This window comes from Xanthomonas hortorum pv. pelargonii (genome assembly GCF_024499015.1).
Taxonomy (GTDB): domain Bacteria; phylum Pseudomonadota; class Gammaproteobacteria; order Xanthomonadales; family Xanthomonadaceae; genus Xanthomonas; species Xanthomonas hortorum_B.
This window is the reverse complement of record NZ_CP098604.1, coordinates 2,167,106-2,185,950: the sequence shown is the minus strand read 5'-3', so window position 1 is coordinate 2,185,950 and position 18,845 is coordinate 2,167,106. Positions and strand designations below refer to the sequence as shown.

The window sequence follows — 18,845 nt, the reverse complement described above, 5'->3', positions numbered from 1 at the left end:
CGACATGTCGATCATGATCGTGCGTGGGCCGGAAGCAGCGATGCCGCTGGTGCGTGGTCCGCAGCCGTTGCCGCGTGCCGTGATCCGGCAATTGGTGGCGTGCGCGGGGGATGCGGGCAAGACGGTGGCGCTGCGTGCTTGCGGGTCCGAGCAGGAACTGCTGGATGCCTTGCGTGTGGCCGGGCAGGCGCGGATGGAAATCGCGTTGATCGATCCGGGCAGTTGCGTGGACAGCGTGCGCTTGCATCGCGTGCTCAGCGCGTTGCCGTATCCGTTCGTGGAGGCCCACGACGATAGCGTGGACCGGCCGGAGCGATGCCTGCCGGAAGGTTTCGTGCAACGCATTGCGACGGTACGCGGCTACTGTGCGCAGAGCTATCTGCTGGGATTGGAAATCGCGCTCGAACATCTGGGCTGCACGGAGATCCAGGGCGATGTCCACGTCGGTACCTGAGCTGCGGCAGCTGCATTATTTCGCCGACTACGAAGGCTATTGCGATGGTCGGCCGGTGCTGTGGGGGCAACTTGCCCACAGCGTGGACGTGCCTGCCGATGGCGTGCTGGATGCCGCCGGGTTGGTCTGCGCCTTGCGCCGTCGTGCAGCGGAGGCGCATGGACTGGAAGCGGGGCAGATCCGCTTATGCCAGGTCACGCGGCTGTAGTGGCGTGTTCCCGCCACACACAACGACGCCACCCGAAGGTGGCGCCGTTGTTCTGCCGTGACTAGGCGTCATTCAACGCAATTCACGTGTGTTGACGCTTACTTGGCCGCGCTGCTGTCCGGCACGAACTTGATCAGCTGGTTGCTGGTTGCAGCAGTGCCAAAGTTGAAGCGGCCGTAGCCGGCGCCCCAATACAGCGCGCCGTTCGCAATCGCCGGCGAGCTGATCACCGAGCCGGCGGCGTCGTAGTTCCACAGCGTGGCGCCGGTGTCGGTGTCGAGCGCGACCATGTTGCCGGCCATCGAACCGGCATAGAGCAGGTTCGGCGACACCGTCAGCGAGCCCTGGCCGCCGGCCGGCACGGTCGGGTTCACGCGGTTGATGCCGGGTACCTTGACCTGCCACTTGATCTTGCCGGTCGCGGCATCCAGCGCAGCCCACGAACCGCCATTGTGACGTTCGGTATTGGCCGGCCCTAGCGTGTAGCTGGCATTGGAGCTGTTGTTGATGGCCACATAGACCTGCGACTTGTACGGGTCGAACGCGGTGCCCCATTCAACGCCGCCGGTAGTGCCGCCGGGGCCGACCTGGGTCGACCACACCCTGGCGCCGGTCCTGGCGTCGAAGGCCCAGTAGATGCCGCTCTTCTGCCCGGCGCCGACCAGCTGCTGCGGCCTGCCGTCGCGCCACACGGTGAACAGCTGCACGCCGGCGCCGCCGAAGTCGTAATCGGGCCCGGTCAGGTTGGTCGCCTGGGTGTTCGGGCACAGGCCATTGGTGGGCGCCACGATGCAGGACAGATTCCATGCGTCGTAGCCCTGCGCGCGATCGGCCCAGACCAGCTTGCCGGTGTCCAGGTTCAGCGAGATCACCGAGTCGACGTAGTTGTCCGGCGCCATGCAATCGAGCTCGTCCTGCACGGTGAGTTCGCTGCCGCGATAGGAGCGCGCGTTGGACACGCAGTTCCCCACGCTGACGGGAATGTTGTAGTTGTTGCCGGTGCCGAAATACAGGCGACGGCTGATCGGATCGATCGCCACCTGGCCCCACACCGATGCGCCGGTGTAGCCCTCGGGTACGTTGTAGAACTGCCACAGCTTCTTGCCGGTGTTCAGATCCAGAGCCACCACGCTGCCGCGGAAGCTGAAGGTGTGGGTCGCGTCGAGATTGCCCCAGTCGCCGGAGGACACGGGTACGTAAATGCGGTTGCCGTAGATGACCGGCGAAGAGGTGATGCGCGCCTGCGGGTTGGCTTCGACGGTGCTCGACCACAACAGCTTGCCGGTCTTCTTGTCGATCGCCAGCACGGTGCCGGCAGCCTGGTCGCCCACGATGATGCTCTTGGCGCTGATGGCTGGCGTATTACGCGTCACAGAGTTGGCGTTGCCGGTGTAGTCGGACAGCTTGGCCTGCCAGTTCGGCTTGCCGGTCTGGGTGTCGACGCTATACAGCGTGCCGCCCCAGTCGGGGACGTAGAGCGTTCCACCTTCCACGCTCGGCGTGGCCGAGATGTCGCCGGTGGTGGTCAAGGTCCACGCCGGCTTGAGGCTCTTGGCGGTGGTGCGATTGATCTTCCACTCGCCCGGTGCGAAGCGCGAGTTGAAATAGCCGCCACCGGCACTGGTCCAGCTGCTGGGGCTTGCGAACGGGAGATCGTTGCCGAAGCTGCGCCAGACCTGGCCGGAGCGCGCGAACGCCTGGGCATCCAGGGACGACACCGGCTGTTGTGCGGTTGCGGTGCTGGGCTGGGCGAAAGCCACTGCGCTGGCAAGCAGGCAGGGAACGAGCGTCAAACTGCGAAATCGCAAGCGGCGAATAGAATTTGTCATCACGGCATGTCCATTGATGGAAGGAAGCGCTGGATCCCCCCGGATCTGCCGACTGAAGATGGCCGATTGTGGTGACCGTGCAACACAGGCGCGCCGCCGCATTCACGCAACGGTCGGGTCTGTTTGCATCTGGTGTCACCAGCTTAGAAAATTTGCGTTCATCATGTTCGGTATTCGCACAAATGGTGATGATTCATCACTATTTGCGCGTGCTGCGATAGGGAAAATGATTGGTCGCAGTGTGTGTGTGTTTCCTGCAAAACAATAGTCTGCAAAAAGTAACCAGGAAATTTTGCGCCACCTTGTGAGGTGAAGCACTGGACGAACTAAAGCCCCTCTCCTGCGGGAGAGGGGTTGGGGTGAGGGTACGGGGCGAAGCCACTCGGGAGCCTGGATTGCGAGGCTTCGCACGTACCCTCATCCGCCCCTTCGGGGCACCTTCTCCCGGAGGGAGAAGGGAATAGTCGGGCGCGGCTGCGTCACCTGGCGCGTCATGCACTTTGAGGCGAGTGCGCGGCTGTGTGCACTGCCGCAGGAGCGATCAGCGCCAGCTGCGCGATCGCATCCTGCACCACCTCCGGCACCGTGGCGTCCACATCCACCGACACCACGTCCGCTTCATCCAGCGGCAGTTCCAAGGTCTGCAATTGACTCTCCAGCAGACTGGGCGGCATGAAGTGGCCGGCGCGTGCGCTCAGGCGCGCAGCGATGACGTGCGGGGCCGCATGCAGGAACACAAAGCGCATCGGCACGCCGCTGCGGCGCAGCAATTGGCGGTGGGTACCGCGCAAACCCGAGAACGCCAACACCACCGATTCGCCGGCATGCACACAGTCGCGCAAGGTGGCAGAGAGCAACTCCACCCACGGCAAACGCATCGCATCGGTGAGCGGTTGGCCGGTGGCCATCTGCGCACGTGCGGCTACGCTGTGATAGTCGTCGGCATCCAGAAAACGGTAGCCGTAGTGCGCTGCCAGGGCCTGCGCAATGGTGGTCTTGCCGCTGCCCGAAACACCCATGACGACGATGGCCAGGGGCGAAGCGGACGCGGGTGTGTGGGTTGCGGCGGTGTCCATCACGTGAGGTTATATCTCCGGATCGATTCGGCATGTTGCTGGATTTCACGTTGGCGGCAGCCGATGCGTGGTGTAGCGTCGGCGCTCCTCGCCAGGTGAGCGGGCCGCCCAGCGTAACGGCGCGCTCGGCCGGGTTCAACGCACTCCAAGGCCAGCCGATGACGTCATCACCTGCAACGTCTCCTGCATCGGCGCGCCTGCGCTGGCGCGAAAAACTGGGCTACGGCGGCGGCGATCTGGGCCTGAATCTTTACTGGGCCAACATCTCCGCGTTCTTGCTGATTTTCTATACAGACACCATGCATCTGCCGGCGGCGGCAGTGGGCACCATGATTTTGCTGACCAAGATTGCCGATGCGATCGCCGATCCGGCGATGGGCGCATTGGCCGACCGCACACGCAGCCGCTGGGGCAAATTCCGCCCGTATCTGTTGTGGGGCGCAGTGCCGATGGCGGTGACCGGCGTGCTCGCCTACACCACGCCTGCATTGGATCAGAACGGGCGCATGTGGTGGGCCACGATCAGCTTTCTGGTGATGATGCTGGCCTATACGGTGGTGAGCATTCCGTACTCGGCGTTGTCGGGTGTGATTACCGCTGACAGCAGCCAACGCACCAGTTTGATCAGCCTGCGCTTCATTGCGGCCTTTGTCGGCACCACCTTGGTCAATTATTGCACGCTGGATCTGGTGGCCTGGTTCGGTGCCGGCAACGATGCGCTGGGATGGCAACGCACGATGATGCTGTACGGCGCGGTGGCGGTGGCCTTGTTTGTCACCGTGGCCTTGACCACGCGCGAGCGCGTGCAACCGCCGCCGCAACAACGCACGCCGGTGCGGCAGGACATCGCCGATTTGCTGCAGAACAAGCCGTGGTGCGTGCTGTTCGTGCTGTCGCTGATCATCATGATCACCATCGTGATGCGCGGCGGGGCGGGCGTGTATTACCTCAAGTACTACGTGCAGCGGCCGGAGTTGACCGGCTTGTTTCTGGGCGGGTATTCGGTGGCGTTGGCGGTGGGTGCGGGCATCACCCCGTTGCTGACCCGGCACTGGGACAAACGCCGGCTGATGACCACGCTGATGGCGGTCGTTGGCGTGTTGAGTTGCCTGATGTTTTTCATTCCCGCCGATGCGGTGTGGGCGATCTTTGCGCTGAACATGTTGATCGGTCTGGCGCTGGGGCCCAAATCGCCGCTGGCGTTTTCGATGTATGCCGACACCGCCGACTACACCGAGTGGCGCACCGGCCGCCGTGCGACCGCGATGACATTCGCGGCAGCTACGTTTTCGCAGAAGCTGGGCGGCGCATTGGCATCGGCCGGCATCGCCTGGGTGCTGGCCGGCATGGGCTATGTGGCCAACAGCGCGCAGTCTGCCGGCTCCTTGACCGGCATCGTGCTGCTACTGACGGTGATCCCAGGCGCGGTCGCGTTGCTGGCGGCCTGGACCATGCGTTTCTATCCGCTCGATGATGGCTTGTTGAGTCGCATCCAGCACGAACTGGCCGCGCGCAAGCGCGACGAACAGGAGCATCGCTGACCGTGTCTGCAACGTCCATGGCCGATTCCGAAACAACCTCCAACGCCGAAGATCTTTCCACGTTGATGGCGCCCAGCGCCGACGGCGCGCGTTATGCGCTCTACAGCCCCACCGCGATGCCGAACGCGGGCGGATTTTTGTGGAACCGACGCATGATGCTGCAGCTGACCTGCCGCGGCTACGCCACCGGGCAGTTCATGCAACCGGAGCCGGCCAAATATGCGCATGCGCCGCTGCTGGAAGCGCGCAATTTCATGATGCCCGAGCAACCGTACTACGCGCATCACCCCGGGCGCTTCTTCTACCTCAAGGACGAAGAGACCGGCGCGCTGTATTCGGTGCCGCACGAACCGGTGCGCGCGTCGCCGGAGCAGTTCGAGTTTTCTGCCGGCAAGCACGATGTGCGTTGGCGTGTGCGCCACGATGGCATCGTGGTGGAGCTGTGCGTGGCGTTGCCCACCGACGATGCGGTGGAGTTGTGGGAATGCCGCGTGCACAACGTGTCCGGGCGCACGCGCAGGCTAAGCCTATATCCGTATTTCCCCATCGGTTACATGTCGTGGATGCATCAGAGCGGCGCTTATGAGCCGGCACTGGGCGGCATCGTCTGCCGCAGCGTGGCGCCGTACCAGAAGGTGGACGATTACTTTCGCCAACGCGATTTCAAGGACTGCACCTTCCTGCTGCACGAGCAGCCCCCGGTGGCATGGGATGCGCAGCAGATGGCATTCGAAGGCGAGGGCGGTCTGCATGCGCCCTCGGCAATCCAGGCCGAGCAGCTGGGCAACAGCGACGCGCACTACGAGAACCCTGCAGCCGCGTTGCAATATCGCCTCACGCTGGACGCCGATGAAGCAAGCGTGTATCGCTTCGCATTCGGGCCGGCCAAGGACGATGCGGAAATCGCCACGCTGCGTGCGCGTTATCTGTCCGAGGCAGGCTTTGCTGCAGCCGCGCGCGAGTACGCGCAGTATCTGCAAGGCGGGCGCGGATGCGCGCAGATCGTCACGCCCGATCCGGCGTTGGACAACCTGGTCAATCACTGGCTGCCGCGGCAGGTGTTCTACCACGGCGACGTCAATCGCCTGACCACCGATCCGCAGACGCGCAACTATCTGCAGGACCACATGGGCATGGCGTATCTGCAGCCGGCCACTGCGCGCGCGGCGTTATTGCACGCGCTCTCGCAGCAGGAACCCAGTGGCGCGATGCCGGACGGCATTCTGCTGGTGGAAGGCGCCGAGCTGAAATACATCAACCAGGTGCCGCATACCGATCACTGCGTGTGGTTGCCGATTTTCCTGAGCGCGTATCTGGCCGAAACCGGCGATGCCAGCGTGCTCGATGAAGTGGTGCGCACACACGACGGACACGCGCTCAGCGTGGCCGAGCGCCTGGATGCGGCGATGCAGTGGTTGCTGGATGCACGCGATGTGCGGGGTTTGAGTTTCATCGCGCAAGGCGATTGGTGCGACCCGATGAACATGGTCGGCTGGCGCGGCAAGGGTGTGTCTGGCTGGCTCACGGTAGCCACCGCGTATGCGTTGCGGTTGTGGTCGGGCATCTGCGCCGCGCAGGGGCGCACTGCGCAGGCGGAGACATTTTCGCAGGCAGTGCAGACGGTCAACGCCGATGCCAATCGCGAATTATGGGACGGCAACTGGTACGCACGCGGCATCACCGACGATGGCGTGCGTTTCGGTATTGCCGAGGATGTAGAGGGGCGCATCTATCTCAATCCGCAGAGCTTTGCGTTACTGGCCGGCACTGCGGATACGGCGCAGCGCGAGGCGTTGCTGGACGCGGTGCGCGAACAACTGCACACGCCGTACGGGCCGATGATGCTGGCGCCGGCCTATACGCATATGCGCGACGACGTAGGCCGCTTGACGCAGAAGTGGCCGGGCGCGGCGGAAAACGGCGCGGTCTACAACCACGCGGTCGCGTTCTATCTGTACAGTCTCTACCAGATCGGCGAGGCCGATCGCGCCTGGGAGATTCTGCGCGCGATGTTGCCCGGCCCCACGCGCGAGGATGCGCTGCAACGCGGCCACCTGCCGGTGTCGTTGCCCAATTACTATCGCGGTGCCTGGCACCAGTACCCGCGTACAGCCGGGCGTTCGAGCCAGTTGTTCAATACCGGCACGGTGGCCTGGGTGTATCGCTGCGTGCTGGAAGGTTTGTTCGGCCTGGTCGGCGAGGGCGACGCACTGGCGATCCGCCCGCAGCTGCCTTCGCATTGGCCGCACGCGCAGGTGACGCGCCAGTTCCATGGCGCGCAGTTCGAGGTGGCGCTGACGCGTGAGCCGGGGTGCACGCAGGTAGAAGTGGCGGTGGATGGCGCCCCCTGCCCGGATCAGCGCGTGCACGGCATCGTCGCCGGGTGCACGTATCAGGTGCAGGTGCGCCTGCCTGGCTAGGAGCGGTCAACAAACCGCAGCTAGCGCCAGTTTTGGGGGCGTAGTGGTTTTATTAGCCGCATCATGTTGGATGCAGTCAACGCCTGGGTGGTCGAGGGCGCGGTGCCCTCACCGCCCGCGGGACACGCCGCAAGTACGTCCATGTAGGCTCGGTGGCGGCATCCATGCCGCCACACGGTCCCGCAATCGGCGAGGACACCGCACCAGAAAGGTTGCAGGTTGCTTCTTTGAAAACCGCTTGTTGATCGCGCTGCGTTGCAAAGCTGATCGGACGCACCTCAATCCAAACAACGCACGTCACGTACTGCTTGCACCCATGCACACCGACCATCTCGACTGGTCCTTGCCCGCCTACCGTCGCGGGACCTTACGCGGCATGGATGCCGCGTAAGAGCCTACATGGATGTACTTGCGGCGTGTCCCGCGACGGTAGGCGGGCAAGGGCCCTGCAGCCAAGCCGCAGATCAGCCGCCCTGCAGCCAAGCCGCAGATCAGCCGCCCTGCAGCGAAACCCCCAATCCCCAATCCCCACTGCGTAAACTCCCAGGCTCGCATTGCGCCGCCTGGGAACGCCCCTTGGTATCGAGCTGGATCCTGCTGCTGGTCTCCGTTGGCTATGCCGCGCTGTTGTTCGGCGTGGCGTGGTGGGGCGATCGCCGTCCGCTGTACCCGGAGCGGCCATGGCTGCGCCCGGCGGTCTATAGCCTGGCGCTGGCGGTGTACTGCTCGTCGTGGACCTTTTACGGTGCGGTGGGTTCGGCGGTGCGCAACGGCATCGGTTACCTGCCGATCTACCTGGGCCCGCTGCTGTTGCTGCTGTTCGGCTGGCGCATCATCGAGCGCCTGGCGCTGATCGCCCGCGCCGAAAACACCGTTTCCATCGCCGATTTCATTTCCTCGCGCTACGGCCGCTCGCGGCGGCTGGCCGCGTTGGTGGCGGTGATCGCACTGGTCGGCATCGTTCCGTATCTGGCGCTGCAGTACAAAGCGGTGGCGATGAGCCTGGAGGTGTTGACCGGGCATAGCAGTGCCGGGCGCGGCATCTTCGCCGACCCGGCCTTGTACGTGGCGCTGTTGATGGCGCTGTTTGCGACCTTGTTCGGCACCCGCCAGGTCGATGCCACCGAGCACCATCGCGGCATGATGCTGGCGATCGCGCTGGAGTCGGTGATCAAATTGATCGCCATCGTCGCGGTGGGGTTGTTCGCCTGGGTGTGGCTGAGCAACCACCATGTGCCCATCGCCGAGTCGGCGCGTACCTTGTTCGAGCACACGCCGTCGGTGGGGTTCATTTCGCAAACCTTGCTGAGCTTTCTTGCGGTGATCTGCCTGCCGCGCCAGTTCCACGTGGCGGTGGTCGAATGCAGCGATGTGGGCGACATCCGCCGCGCGCGCTGGTTGTTCGGCGCCTATCTGGTGATCATTTCGGCGATGGTCGTGCCGATCGCCTCGGCCGGCGTGGCCTTGTTCGGCAAGGGCAGCGCGGTGGCCGACGATGCGATGGTGCTGGCATTGCCGCTGAGCCAGGGCAATACCGTGCTGGCATTGGTGGCGTACGTGGGCGGGTTTTCGGCGGCTACCGGCATGGTGATCGTGGCCAGTATCGCGTTGGCCACCATGGTCAGCAACGACCTGGTGATGCCGGTGCTGCTGCGCCGCCGTGGCAGCGCCGATGCGCGCGCGGCAGTGGCCTCGCGGGTGCTGTGGATCCGTCGCGTCGCCATCCTGCTGTTGGCGCTGGTTGCCTATGGCTACCACCGCAGCGTGGCCAACGACACCACCTTGGCGGCGTACGGCCTGATGGCCTTCGCGGCGGTGGCGCAGTTCGCGCCGGGGGTGATCGGCGGGCTGTATTGGCGCGGCGCCAGCCGCAAGGGCGTGGAGACCGGCATGGTGCTGGGCTTTGCGACCTGGATCTACACGCTGCTACTGCCGGCCGCCACGCGTGCGGGCTGGTTGCAGCCGGAGTGGCTGGTGGATGGCCCGTTCGGCATCGCCTGGTTGCAGCCGCAGCAACTGTTCGGCATGCGCGGCTGGGACCCGCTGGCGCATGGCACCTTCTGGTCGCTGCTGATCAACGTCGGCGCGATGATGCTGGTGTCGGCGCGCTGGCGTCCGGGTGTGGACGAACGCTTGCGCGCGGCGCCGTTCCTGGACCCGTATGCGCAGCGTCCGGCGGTGGCCGGCGACTGGCCCGGCCATGTGCGCGTTGCCGATCTGCAGGCGCTGGCCGAGCGTGTGGTTGGCGAGCGGCATGCGCACCGCGCCTTCGTCGACCAGGCGGTGCTGCTGGAACGCGAGCTGCAACCCACCGTGGTGGCCGATCGCGCCTGGGTGCAATTCACCGAACGCCTGCTCGCCGCCTCGATCGGCGCCGCCTCCGCGCGCCTGGTGCTGACCAGCCTGTTGCGCGGCTCGGGCATGGAACTGGGCGAGGTGGTGGCGGTACTGGACGAGGCCGGCCAGGAGCTGCGCTTCAATCGCGAAATCCTCTCCACCACGCTGGAAAACATCAGCGCGGCGGTCAGCGTGGTCGACCCGGAGATGCGTCTGACCGCGTGGAATCGACGCTATCAGCAGCTGTTCGGGTATCCGGACGGCATGTTGTACGTCGGCCGCCCGGTCGCTGACCTGATCCGCTACAACGCCGAGCGCGGCGAGTTGGGCGAGGGCGATACCGAAGACCAGATCGATCGCCGCATCCGCCATCTGCGCGCCGGCTCGCCGCATGTGTTCGAGCGTACCCGCAGCGATGGCAAGGTGATCGAAATGCGCGGCCAGGCGCTGCCGGGCGGCGGCTATGTCACCAGCTACAACGACATCACCGATTACAAACGCGCCGAGCGCGCGCTGCTGGACGCCAACGAAAACCTGGAGCAACGCGTGGCCGACCGCTCGCGCGAGGCCGAGCTGGCGCAGCAATCCAAGACGCGCTTTCTGGCTGCGATCAGCCACGACGTGTTGCAGCCGCTCAATGCCGCGCGTCTGTTCGCCTCGGCCTTGCGCGAGAGCCATCAGAACAACGAAGAACAACGCCATCTGGCCGAGCGTGTGGATGCCTCGCTGCGTGCGGCCGAGGAGCTGCTCGATGGCCTGCTCGACGTCTCGCGCCTGGATGCCGGCGGCTTGCGTCCCACCGTCGAGGACTTCGACGCCAGTGCGCTGATGCACGAACTGGCCGCGCAGTACGCACCGGTGGCCTCCAGCCGCGGCCTGCAGCTGCAGGTGCATAGCCGCGCGTTGTGGGTACGCAGCGACCGCCGCCTGCTGCGCCGGGTGATGCAGAACTTCCTTGCCAATGCGCTGCGCTATACGCGGCAAGGTCGCATCGTGCTGGGCATGCGCGGGCGCGGCGACCAGGTGGAGCTGCAGGTGTGGGACACCGGCCCGGGCATCCCTGAGCACCATATGCGGCAGATCTTCGAAGAGTTCCGCCGCTATCAGCAGCCGTTCGACTGGGGCGAGCAAGGCTTGGGGCTGGGTCTGTCGATCTGCCAACGCATCTCGCGCCTGCTCGATCACGATCTGAGTGCGCGCAGCCAGGTCGGCCGCGGCAGCATGTTTTCGATCCTGTTGCCGCGTGTAGCGGCGGTGCCGCTGCCGCCCGTGGTGCCGGTGATTGCGGTGCGGCCGTTGCCCAGCGGCGATTCGCTGGCGGGCCTGCGCGTGCTGTGCGTTGACAACGACCGCGAAATTCTCGACGGCATGTGCGCACTGCTCGGCCGCTGGCAGGTGGACGTGATCACCGCCAGCACCGTGGATCAGGCGCTGGAGCGCGCGCGCGAACAACCGGACCTGATGCTGGTGGATTACCACCTGCACGACCGGCTCGATGGCCTGGACACGCTGGACGCGGTGCAGGCCGCCGCAACCGCACCGATTGCCGGCGCACTGCTTACCGCCGACGGCCGCGACGAACTCAAACAACTCGCGCGTGCGCGTGGCTATCGTTTGCTGACCAAGCCGGTGAAGCCGGCCTCGTTGCGTGCGTTCTTGAGCGCGCATCACGATGCGAAAAAGCGCTGAGCCAGCGCATCGCGTGCAGCGCCGCGATATGCAGGGTTGCACGCGGCATTGTCAAAATGCGGCATGCCTCTCGCGCGAATAGCAAGGCCATGCAGCGTAGGAGCGCGCTTGCGCGCGATGGGGCGTTATCGATCATGCTTCATCGCGCGCAAGCGCGCTCCTACGAACAGCTGCCCTGCGCTTACGCCGCGCCGCTCAGGTGTTCGTAAAGGATGACGCTGCCGACGATCACCAGAATCAAACCACCGAGAATCTCGGCGCGTTTGCCGATCAGGTTGCCGAGCACGCGGCCCAGCATGACGCCTGCGGTGACCATGCTGAAGGTGCACAGCCCGACTACCACCGCCACCACGCCGATATGCACGTCGAGAAACGCCAGGCTTACGCCAACCGCCATCGCATCGATGCTGGTGGCAAAACCGGTGGTGGCCAAGGCCAGCAATCCATGCCGTTTCGGCGTGTCGGAGGCCGCGTCTTCCGCGTCGTCCGGTTCCGTGCGCAGCCCGGCCACGATCATGTGCGTGCCCAGCGCGCCGAGCAGTACAAAGGCGATCCAGTGATCGTAGGCAGACACATAGCTGAACGCGGCGCGCCCCAGCAGCCAGCCGATCACCGGCGTGATCGCCTCAATGCAACCGAAGATCAACCCGGCGCGTAGCGCATCGCGCCACTGCGGCTTGCGCATTGCTGCGCCTTTGCCGATCGCTGCGGCAAACGCATCGGTCGACATTGCGAAACCGATCAACACAATGGAAAAAGGGGACATCGACATTCTCGGGTTGGGCACGATCGCAACGACATGCGCCCGCGCCAACCGTTGTTGTGCACGCATGCCGCTGGTCTCGCCAAACCGAAATTGGTTGCCTGCACCACGGCGCGAGGGCCGAGTATGTTGATGCAGGCGCTTCCGACGATGCAGAAGCAGGCTACTCCCCAAGGGGCGCGCAGTGTACCAACGCATGGCCGCGTTCGGTGCGCCTGCACTGCACGCGAAGGTCGGTCTGATCTTTATAGCCGTGGCTATGCGAGAGCTCTGCGGTGCAGCTGCGGCTGCGCTTAAGGCGTGCGCAGCAAGGTGCTGACGGCGTCCATTTCGACATCCCTGCCGTGTTGCAGATCTTCCGCGGTGATGGTTACCGGCACGTCGGGCAACACGCCGCTATCGGGTTGTGCGCTGGTTGGAAACTGTCCGACCAGCGGCAGGTCCACTTCGATTTGTGAGTTGGGCAAGTGCAGGAAAAAGAACGCGCTGCCATTGGTGCCGCTCAGATTGCCGCCGGTGGGCTGGCCGACCAGGGTGGCCAACCCGCTGCGCTGCACCTGCTGCGCGAACGCGAAGGTGGCCGAGCTGTTGTCCGGGCCGATCAGCACAAACACCTTGCCGTCGAAGGGCGGCGCATGCGGTGTCGTGCGGGCTTGCGCATCTGCATCGGATGCAGGGTTGAGCGTGTAAAAACGCGCGTCGTAGGCAACCGCACGCGTGCCCCAGTCGCGAAAGGACGCGTCCCAGGTCGTGACGTATGCCGCCAGTGCGTCGGGCAAGCGCCGGTAGCGCACCAGCGTGCGTATCTGCGGCGCCGCTATCTCACGTGCGGACAGATACCCAAGCAAGGCGCTGCCCACATCCAGCCCGCCCTCGTTGTCGCGCAGATCGATCACCAACGCCGGAATCTCGCGCTCGGCCAGCGTGGTGAAACTGCGTGCCAAAAATGCCTGCCAGTCCCAGTCACTGTCGTACACCGCCCAGGTCGGCATCTGCAGCACCGCCACGCCGGGTGTTGCCAGGTCCAGACGCCATGGCGGTGCTGCACTGTCGTCGCTGCGCGTGGGGATCATCGCGCGGCGTTGCGCCGCGCTGATGCCGTGGACGCGCAGCTCGCGTTCCTTCGCCGCCCCTGGCCCGCGCACACGCAGCAACGGGTCAACCGAAAGTTGCGGAAACAGCAGCGGCAGGTACACGTCGAAGGCTTCGATGCGTGCGAATCCTTGCACTTCCATCTGCGCGATACGCTTGCCGTCGTTGCTGCCGTCGTTGCTGCCGTCGGCGCGCGCCACGCTCATCAGCGCGGCCAGGATCTGCGCCGAGGCAATGCCATCGATCGCCAGCACTTCGGTGCCGGGCTCCAGCGTGGGCTGATCGGAGCCGTTGCGGCTGATGACCATCCGGCCCTGCAGCCAGCGGAAGTGGAAGGGCAACTGCCTGTCGTTGTCGAACAAGGCGTGCCGGACCGGTTCGGGTTGATTGAGGAAATTGGGAAAGCTATGGCCGCAGCGCACGCTGGCGGTCAGGCGAGAAATGGCCAGGTAGGTCTGAGCGAGCGTTGCGCCTTTCCCGAGTTCGGCGCGCAGCGCATCGAAGCGCTGCGTGATCTCCTGTTCGGTGGAGTAGCGATACAGACCCGGATGCAGCGCGACATAGGCGCTTTGCAATACATCGATATCGGCGAGCAGCGCCGGGCCTGCGAGCGGGCTGTCGCTGCGCAGCGTTGGTGGCGGCGTTGCGGCCCCGCCGGCGCACGGCAGCCAGATCGACAGCAGGATCAGCGACATAACGAGATGGCGCAGGCGCGGTGACATGGCGATTCCTTGTGTGAGAAGCCGCCAGCATGGTCAGGGGTGCCTCGGCGGACGACCCAAACACGCAATCGCTGAGCGATTTTCAAGCGATGCGACGTTGCGTGCGCCGGTAGTCGCTGGGTGTGCAGCCGGCACAGGCGCGAAACACGCGGTTGACGCTGGCCTTGGAGCCGAAGCCGACCGTCAATGCGATGTCCAGGATGTCCTGATCGCCGCCGAGCAGGCGCTGCGCTTCGGCGATGCGCAGCGTGTTGAGGAACGTGCTGAAGGTCTGCCCCAGCCCCTCGTTGAGCACGCGCGAAAGATAATTGCTGTTGGTGCCCATGCGCCGCGCCAGCTCGGGCAGGCTGAGGTCCGGCTCGCGCCACCAGCCGTGCGCGGTGACCTGCGCTGCGACCTGTTGCCCAAGCGCGTGCCAGTCCTTGTCCTGGACGGGAGCGGGCGCCGGTTCGCCCGCTCGGTCTGCTGACGCATCGCGCGGCAACACCGCGTCGCGCGCCGGGTAGTGCACCCTGGCGTGGCGCCAGCCTTCCAGACCCAGGTAGTAGATCAGTGCGGCGGTGGCCAGATAGCGCGGAAACTCATCGACGTAGGACAGCCGATGCCACAGCCGGTCGCTGGCGGTGAAGCCCAGCCGCAACAGCACCAGCAACGCGGCGGCCAGCAGAAAGCCGCGCAGCCACGGCAGCCGCAGTTCCTCGCGCGCGCCGCTGTGATGTTCCAGCCAGCGTTGATAGGCCAGATACTCGCGCCAGGCCAGCAGCAGATAGAACGCCAGCGAGGCCAGCACCAGCGCGTCCTGCAGCGGCGCGATCCAGGGCACCTGGACGGCGGCGTTCCAGGCCCATTTGCGTTGCAGCGGCCAGGTGAACAGCCAGGTGTAGTAGCCGCCCTGCAGCAGCGCCGGCAGCAGATGCAGCGCCCAGCGGCGCGGCAGGTGCTGGCGCGCCAGTTGGCGAACGTAGAGCCACAGCAGCGGCCCGATCGCCAACTCCCAGAACAACGGTGCGTAGGTCAGGTCCGGGTAGGCATCGTAGGCGCCGGCATAGCCGAGCGTGTAGGGCGTGATCAGGGCGACCACCACCAGCAGCAGTGCGGCCAGGCAGCGGTTGGCGATGCGATTGACCGGGGCCAGCAGCAACAGGCTGGCGCCAAGCACGCCATGCGCGCTGCCGAGCAGCAGGATGGTGCTCCACATCCCGAACTTGATGCTGGACCTGCGATCCCGCTTGGTCGATCGCGCCGAGTATAGGGGCGATCGGCGGCGGCCCGGGCGCAGGCGCGTTACGCGTGGCGCTCCGCTTCTGCGCGACTAGTGCAGCCCGCTGGAAATCTCGGCCGTGGCCGCACACAAGGCCTGCAACGCTGCTTGTGGGCCAACCAGCTCAGGGCGCCGTTCGATGAAGGGCACCGTGAGCGTATAGGTCGCACTGCCGCGTTGCAGGATCGGTGCGGTCAGATCGACCACGCCCACCACCGCTTCGCTGGGCTGCATGGCGTAGCCATCGCTGCGCGCCTGCGCGGCGGCAGCCAGGAACTGCGCGCGTTCGAACGGCACCTCGCTGGCATCGAGCATGTCCAGCCAGCGCGCCTGCACCTCGGGCTGCTGGAAGGCGTACAGCACCAGCCCGGAGCTGGAATGGGTCAACGGGCGGCGGTGGCCCGGGCGTACCACCAGGCCCAGATCGCTGGGCACGTCCATCTGCGCGATCACCACGATCTGGTCGCCAGACGGCGCCACCAGGTGGCAGGGCTGATAGATCGCATCGGCCAGCCGCCGCATCACCGGCAACGCCGCTTCGCTGATGCTCTGCACCTGCGGCTGTTGCATGCCGAGCATGAACAGACGATTGGTGAGCACGTAGTCGCCTTCGCCGTCGCGGGTGAGATAGCCGCGCTCCTCCAGCACCTGCAGCATGCGGAAGATCTCCCCGCGCGAGCGGCCGATGCCCTGCGAGATCGCGCCCATGCTCATCGGCTGCGCCTGGCGGGCGAGCAGCTCCAGGATGTCCAGCCCCTTGTCCAGGGCGGGCGCGCGGTACTTGGCGGGTTCGGTGCTCATCCGTTTGCGGCTCCAGGCAAGGCTGCGGCGCGCCAGGGTACAGGCATCGCGGGCAGCGGTGAGGTATGGCGCGTGCGTGCAAATATAAACAAAGATTTTATATTTGCATGGCGCTGGCGTGCGCAGTACGCTCGCCGCACAGCAACGCAAGCGCCACAGCCTTGGGAGGGGATCGGTCGCATGCATCACAGTGACATTGCCGCGTCACCGCGCGGCAACCTGGCGCGTACCGCCATGGTTCCCCTGTTGTTGATCGTCAGCCTGTTCTTTTTATGGGGCATGGCCAACAACCTCAACGACATCCTGATCAAGCAGTTCAAGAAGGCCTTCGAGCTCACCGACCTGCAGGCAGGCCTGGTCCAGAGCGCGTTCTATCTGGGCTACTTCGTGTTCGCCATGCCGGCGGCGATGTTCATGCGCCGCTACAGCTACAAGGCGGCGGTGGTGCTGGGCCTGCTGCTGTATGCGTGCGGCGCGTTCCTGTTCTATCCGGCTGCGCAGGTGCATACCTACTGGCTGTTCCTGCTGGCCTTGTTCGTGATCGCCAGCGGCCTGGCGTTTCTGGAAACCACCGCCAACCCGCTGGTGACCGTGCTCGGCCCGGCAGAGGGCGCGGCGCGGCGGCTGAATCTTGCCCAGGCGTTCAATCCATTGGGCTCGATCACCGGCGTGCTGGTCGGCCAGCACTTCATCTTCTCCGGCGTGGAGCACACCCCGGCCGAGCTGGCCGCGATGGCGCCGGCCGCGCGCGCGGCGTTCTTCGCCACCGAATCGTCTGCGGTGCAGACGCCGTATCTGGTGATCGGCGTGGTGGTGGTGCTGTGGGCGATCCTGATCGCGCTGGTGCGCTTTCCCACCGGCGATGCGGGTGTGGGCGAGGCGGCACCAAAGCGCGCGCGCTTTGGCGAGTTGTTGCGTAACCGGCTGTTCGTGTTTTCGGTGGTGGCGCAGTTCTTCTACGTGGGCGCGCAGGTCGGCATCTGGAGTTACTTGATCCGCTATCTGCAGGACGCGGTGCCGGGCACGCCGGAAAAAGCCGCAGCGACGTATCTGACCATCTCGCTGATGCTGTTCATGGCTGGCCGCTTCATCGGCACCGCGCTGTTGCGCTATCTGGCGCCGGCGAAGTTGCTGGCGAGTTTTGCCACGATCAATCTGGTCTTGTGTGCGGTGGCGATTGCGCTGCCCGGTTGGACCGGCTTGTATGCATTGGTCGCAGCCAGCGTGTTCATGTCGGTGATGTTCCCGACCATCTTTGCGCTGGGCCTGGATGGCATGCACGACGACGCACGCAAGTTGGGTTCGTCGCTGTTGGTGATGTCGATCATCGGCGGCGCGCTGCTCACGGCGGTGATGGGCGCGGTGTCTGACATGGCCGGTATCCATTGGGCGATGGTGGTGCCGGGCGCCTGCTTTGCGGTGATCCTGTTGTTCGCGTTGCGCGCGCGTCGCGCTGCGCCTGTGGTTGCAGGAGCGGGCGCATGAGTGTGCGGCGTCTGTGCTACGTGCTGGATCTGCACGACGATCCGCAACTGATCGCCGAGTACGAGCGCTGGCATCAACCGACCCAGGTGTGGCCGGAAGTGGTGGCGTCGTTGCGGCAGGCGGGGATCCTGGAGCTGGAGATCTTTCGCAGCGGCGATCGCTTGGTGATGTTGATGGAAGTTGGCGACGATTACGATCCGGCGGCCAAGGCGGCACGGGATGCGGCTGATCCACGGATTCAGGCATGGGAAGCACTGATGTGGCGGTTTCAAAAGCCGTTGCCTGGCAGTGCGCCGGGAGAGAAGTGGCGCGAAGCCGGGCGGATTTTTGCGTTGAGTGAGGCGGTTGGTGTGGGGCGGGGTTAGGGTTTCGCCCACTCTGTTTCTGCGGATATGTTGACTCCGCAGTAGGGCGTTGGTCTTGCGTCTCTTTGCCGCTGCCGCGCTGGTGCGGCGCATCGAAACAGGGTGTTTTCTTGCAGGCGCATCGTGCGTTGTGCCTGCTGCGCAGCAAAAGCGTGACAGCAGCCAGCAACGAAGAATGCCCCGCCACTGCCTGTTGCGCATGCGTGGTCCGCGTAGTTGCGCTGCGTGATGTATTGACGCTGGTGCCGCGCGGCTGGCAGGTGCTACGCACGTGCATCGCAAACGCTCCAACTAAGAGCGGCTAACAAAACCTAGCGAGCGCTCGGCTGTCAGTGAGTGCGGTGGTTTTGTCGGCCGTCTTTTGATAGATGCCGTCAGAAGCCCAGGTCAAACGCTGAGTGGTCGAGGGCGCGGTGTCCTCACCGCTCGCGGGACACGCCGTAAACCCATCCATGGGGCTCGGTGGCGGCATCCATGCCGCCACACGGTCCCGCAAGCGGCGAGGACACCGCACCAGAGAGTTTGCAGGTTGCTTTGTTTAGAGCCTGCTCGTTGCTGGGCCTTCGTTGGGAATTGGTGCGCGGTTATCAGAACAACGCACCTCATGCCCGCTTGCAACCATGCACACCGACCATCTCGACTGGTCCTTGCCCGCCCACCGTCGCGGGACCTTACGCGGCATGGATGCCGCGTAAGAGCCTACATGGACGTACTTGCAGCGTGTCCCGCGATGGTGGGCGGGCAAGGGCCCTGCAGCCAGGCAGCAGATCACGTCCGCAAGCCCCTGGCGACTGCTCGCTAC

At 65.1% G+C, this 18,845-nt stretch carries 13 protein-coding genes and 1 riboswitch; of the genes, 7 read left to right on the top strand and 6 right to left on the bottom strand.

Annotated features, from left to right (window positions below; genetic code table 11):
- Positions 1–4 precede the first annotated feature (4 nt).
- Together NDY25_RS09720 and NDY25_RS09715 are read left to right on the top strand one after the other, a co-directional pair.
- Positions 5–454 carry a type II 3-dehydroquinate dehydratase gene (locus tag NDY25_RS09720; protein WP_168957537.1) on the top strand — a complete coding sequence of 150 codons (450 nt, stop codon included), beginning with the start codon at positions 5–7 and terminating at the stop codon, positions 452–454.
- Positions 435–662: a hypothetical protein gene (locus NDY25_RS09715; protein ID WP_168957536.1), complete on the top strand. Its 228-nt coding sequence runs from the start codon at positions 435–437 to the stop codon at positions 660–662. Before NDY25_RS09720 ends, NDY25_RS09715 begins: the two co-directional genes overlap by 20 nt.
- A 98-nt stretch (positions 663–760) precedes the next feature.
- Here NDY25_RS09715 and NDY25_RS09710 read toward each other — a convergent pair whose 3' ends face one another.
- Positions 761–2,491: an outer membrane protein assembly factor BamB family protein gene (locus tag NDY25_RS09710; protein WP_168957535.1), complete on the bottom strand. Its 1,731-nt coding sequence runs from the start codon at positions 2,489–2,491 to the stop codon at positions 761–763.
- Positions 2,492–2,982: 491 nt separating this feature from the next.
- On the bottom strand, positions 2,983–3,567 hold the full coding sequence (locus NDY25_RS09705; protein WP_168957534.1) for a gluconokinase: 585 nt from the start codon (positions 3,565–3,567) through the stop codon (positions 2,983–2,985).
- A gap of 158 nt (positions 3,568–3,725) precedes the next feature.
- Between NDY25_RS09705 and NDY25_RS09700 the strand changes: the two genes are divergently transcribed.
- The 3 genes from NDY25_RS09700 (at position 3,726) to NDY25_RS09690 (ending at position 11,554) form a co-directional block, all read left to right on the top strand.
- On the top strand, positions 3,726–5,108 hold the full coding sequence (locus tag NDY25_RS09700; RefSeq protein WP_168957595.1) for an MFS transporter: 1,383 nt from the start codon (positions 3,726–3,728) through the stop codon (positions 5,106–5,108).
- A gap of 2 nt (positions 5,109–5,110) precedes the next feature.
- Positions 5,111–7,528 (top strand): GH36-type glycosyl hydrolase domain-containing protein, encoded by a 2,418-nt coding sequence (locus NDY25_RS09695; protein ID WP_425510761.1) that lies wholly within the window; start codon positions 5,111–5,113, stop codon positions 7,526–7,528.
- Positions 7,529–8,104: 576 nt separating this feature from the next.
- Entirely contained in the window at positions 8,105–11,554 is a 3,450-nt protein-coding gene (locus NDY25_RS09690) for a hybrid sensor histidine kinase/response regulator (protein WP_168957533.1), read from the top strand.
- A 181-nt stretch (positions 11,555–11,735) separates the two neighbouring features.
- Here the strand turns inward: NDY25_RS09690 and NDY25_RS09685 are convergent, their stop codons facing one another.
- The 4 genes from NDY25_RS09685 to NDY25_RS09670 all read right to left on the bottom strand — a co-directional run bounded on the left by NDY25_RS09685 (position 11,736) and on the right by NDY25_RS09670 (position 16,193).
- Positions 11,736–12,320, bottom strand: a complete 585-nt coding sequence (locus NDY25_RS09685) for a manganese efflux pump MntP (RefSeq protein ID WP_168957532.1) — start codon at positions 12,318–12,320, stop codon at positions 11,736–11,738.
- A gap of 12 nt (positions 12,321–12,332) precedes the next feature.
- A riboswitch (yybP-ykoY riboswitch) is annotated at positions 12,333–12,495 on the bottom strand.
- Between the two features lie 115 nt (positions 12,496–12,610).
- Positions 12,611–14,131, bottom strand: coding sequence for a S41 family peptidase (locus tag NDY25_RS09680; RefSeq protein WP_425510806.1), 1,521 nt, complete (start codon positions 14,129–14,131; stop codon positions 12,611–12,613).
- A gap of 82 nt (positions 14,132–14,213) precedes the next feature.
- Entirely contained in the window at positions 14,214–15,329 is a 1,116-nt protein-coding gene (locus NDY25_RS09675) for a helix-turn-helix domain-containing protein (RefSeq protein ID WP_168957531.1), read from the bottom strand.
- 114 nt (positions 15,330–15,443) lie between these two features.
- Positions 15,444–16,193: an IclR family transcriptional regulator gene (locus NDY25_RS09670; protein WP_168957530.1), complete on the bottom strand. Its 750-nt coding sequence runs from the start codon at positions 16,191–16,193 to the stop codon at positions 15,444–15,446.
- Between the two features lie 180 nt (positions 16,194–16,373).
- Here NDY25_RS09670 and fucP point away from each other — a divergent pair, with 180 nt between their 5' ends.
- Both fucP and NDY25_RS09660 read left to right on the top strand, forming a co-directional pair.
- Complete coding sequence (fucP, locus tag NDY25_RS09665) at positions 16,374–17,678, top strand: L-fucose:H+ symporter permease (protein ID WP_256627904.1); 1,305 nt, start codon at positions 16,374–16,376, stop codon at positions 17,676–17,678.
- Positions 17,675–18,043: an L-fucose mutarotase gene (locus NDY25_RS09660; protein WP_218973945.1), complete on the top strand. Its 369-nt coding sequence runs from the start codon at positions 17,675–17,677 to the stop codon at positions 18,041–18,043. The genes fucP and NDY25_RS09660 overlap by 4 nt, the downstream gene beginning before the upstream one ends.
- Positions 18,044–18,845 lie beyond the last annotated feature (802 nt).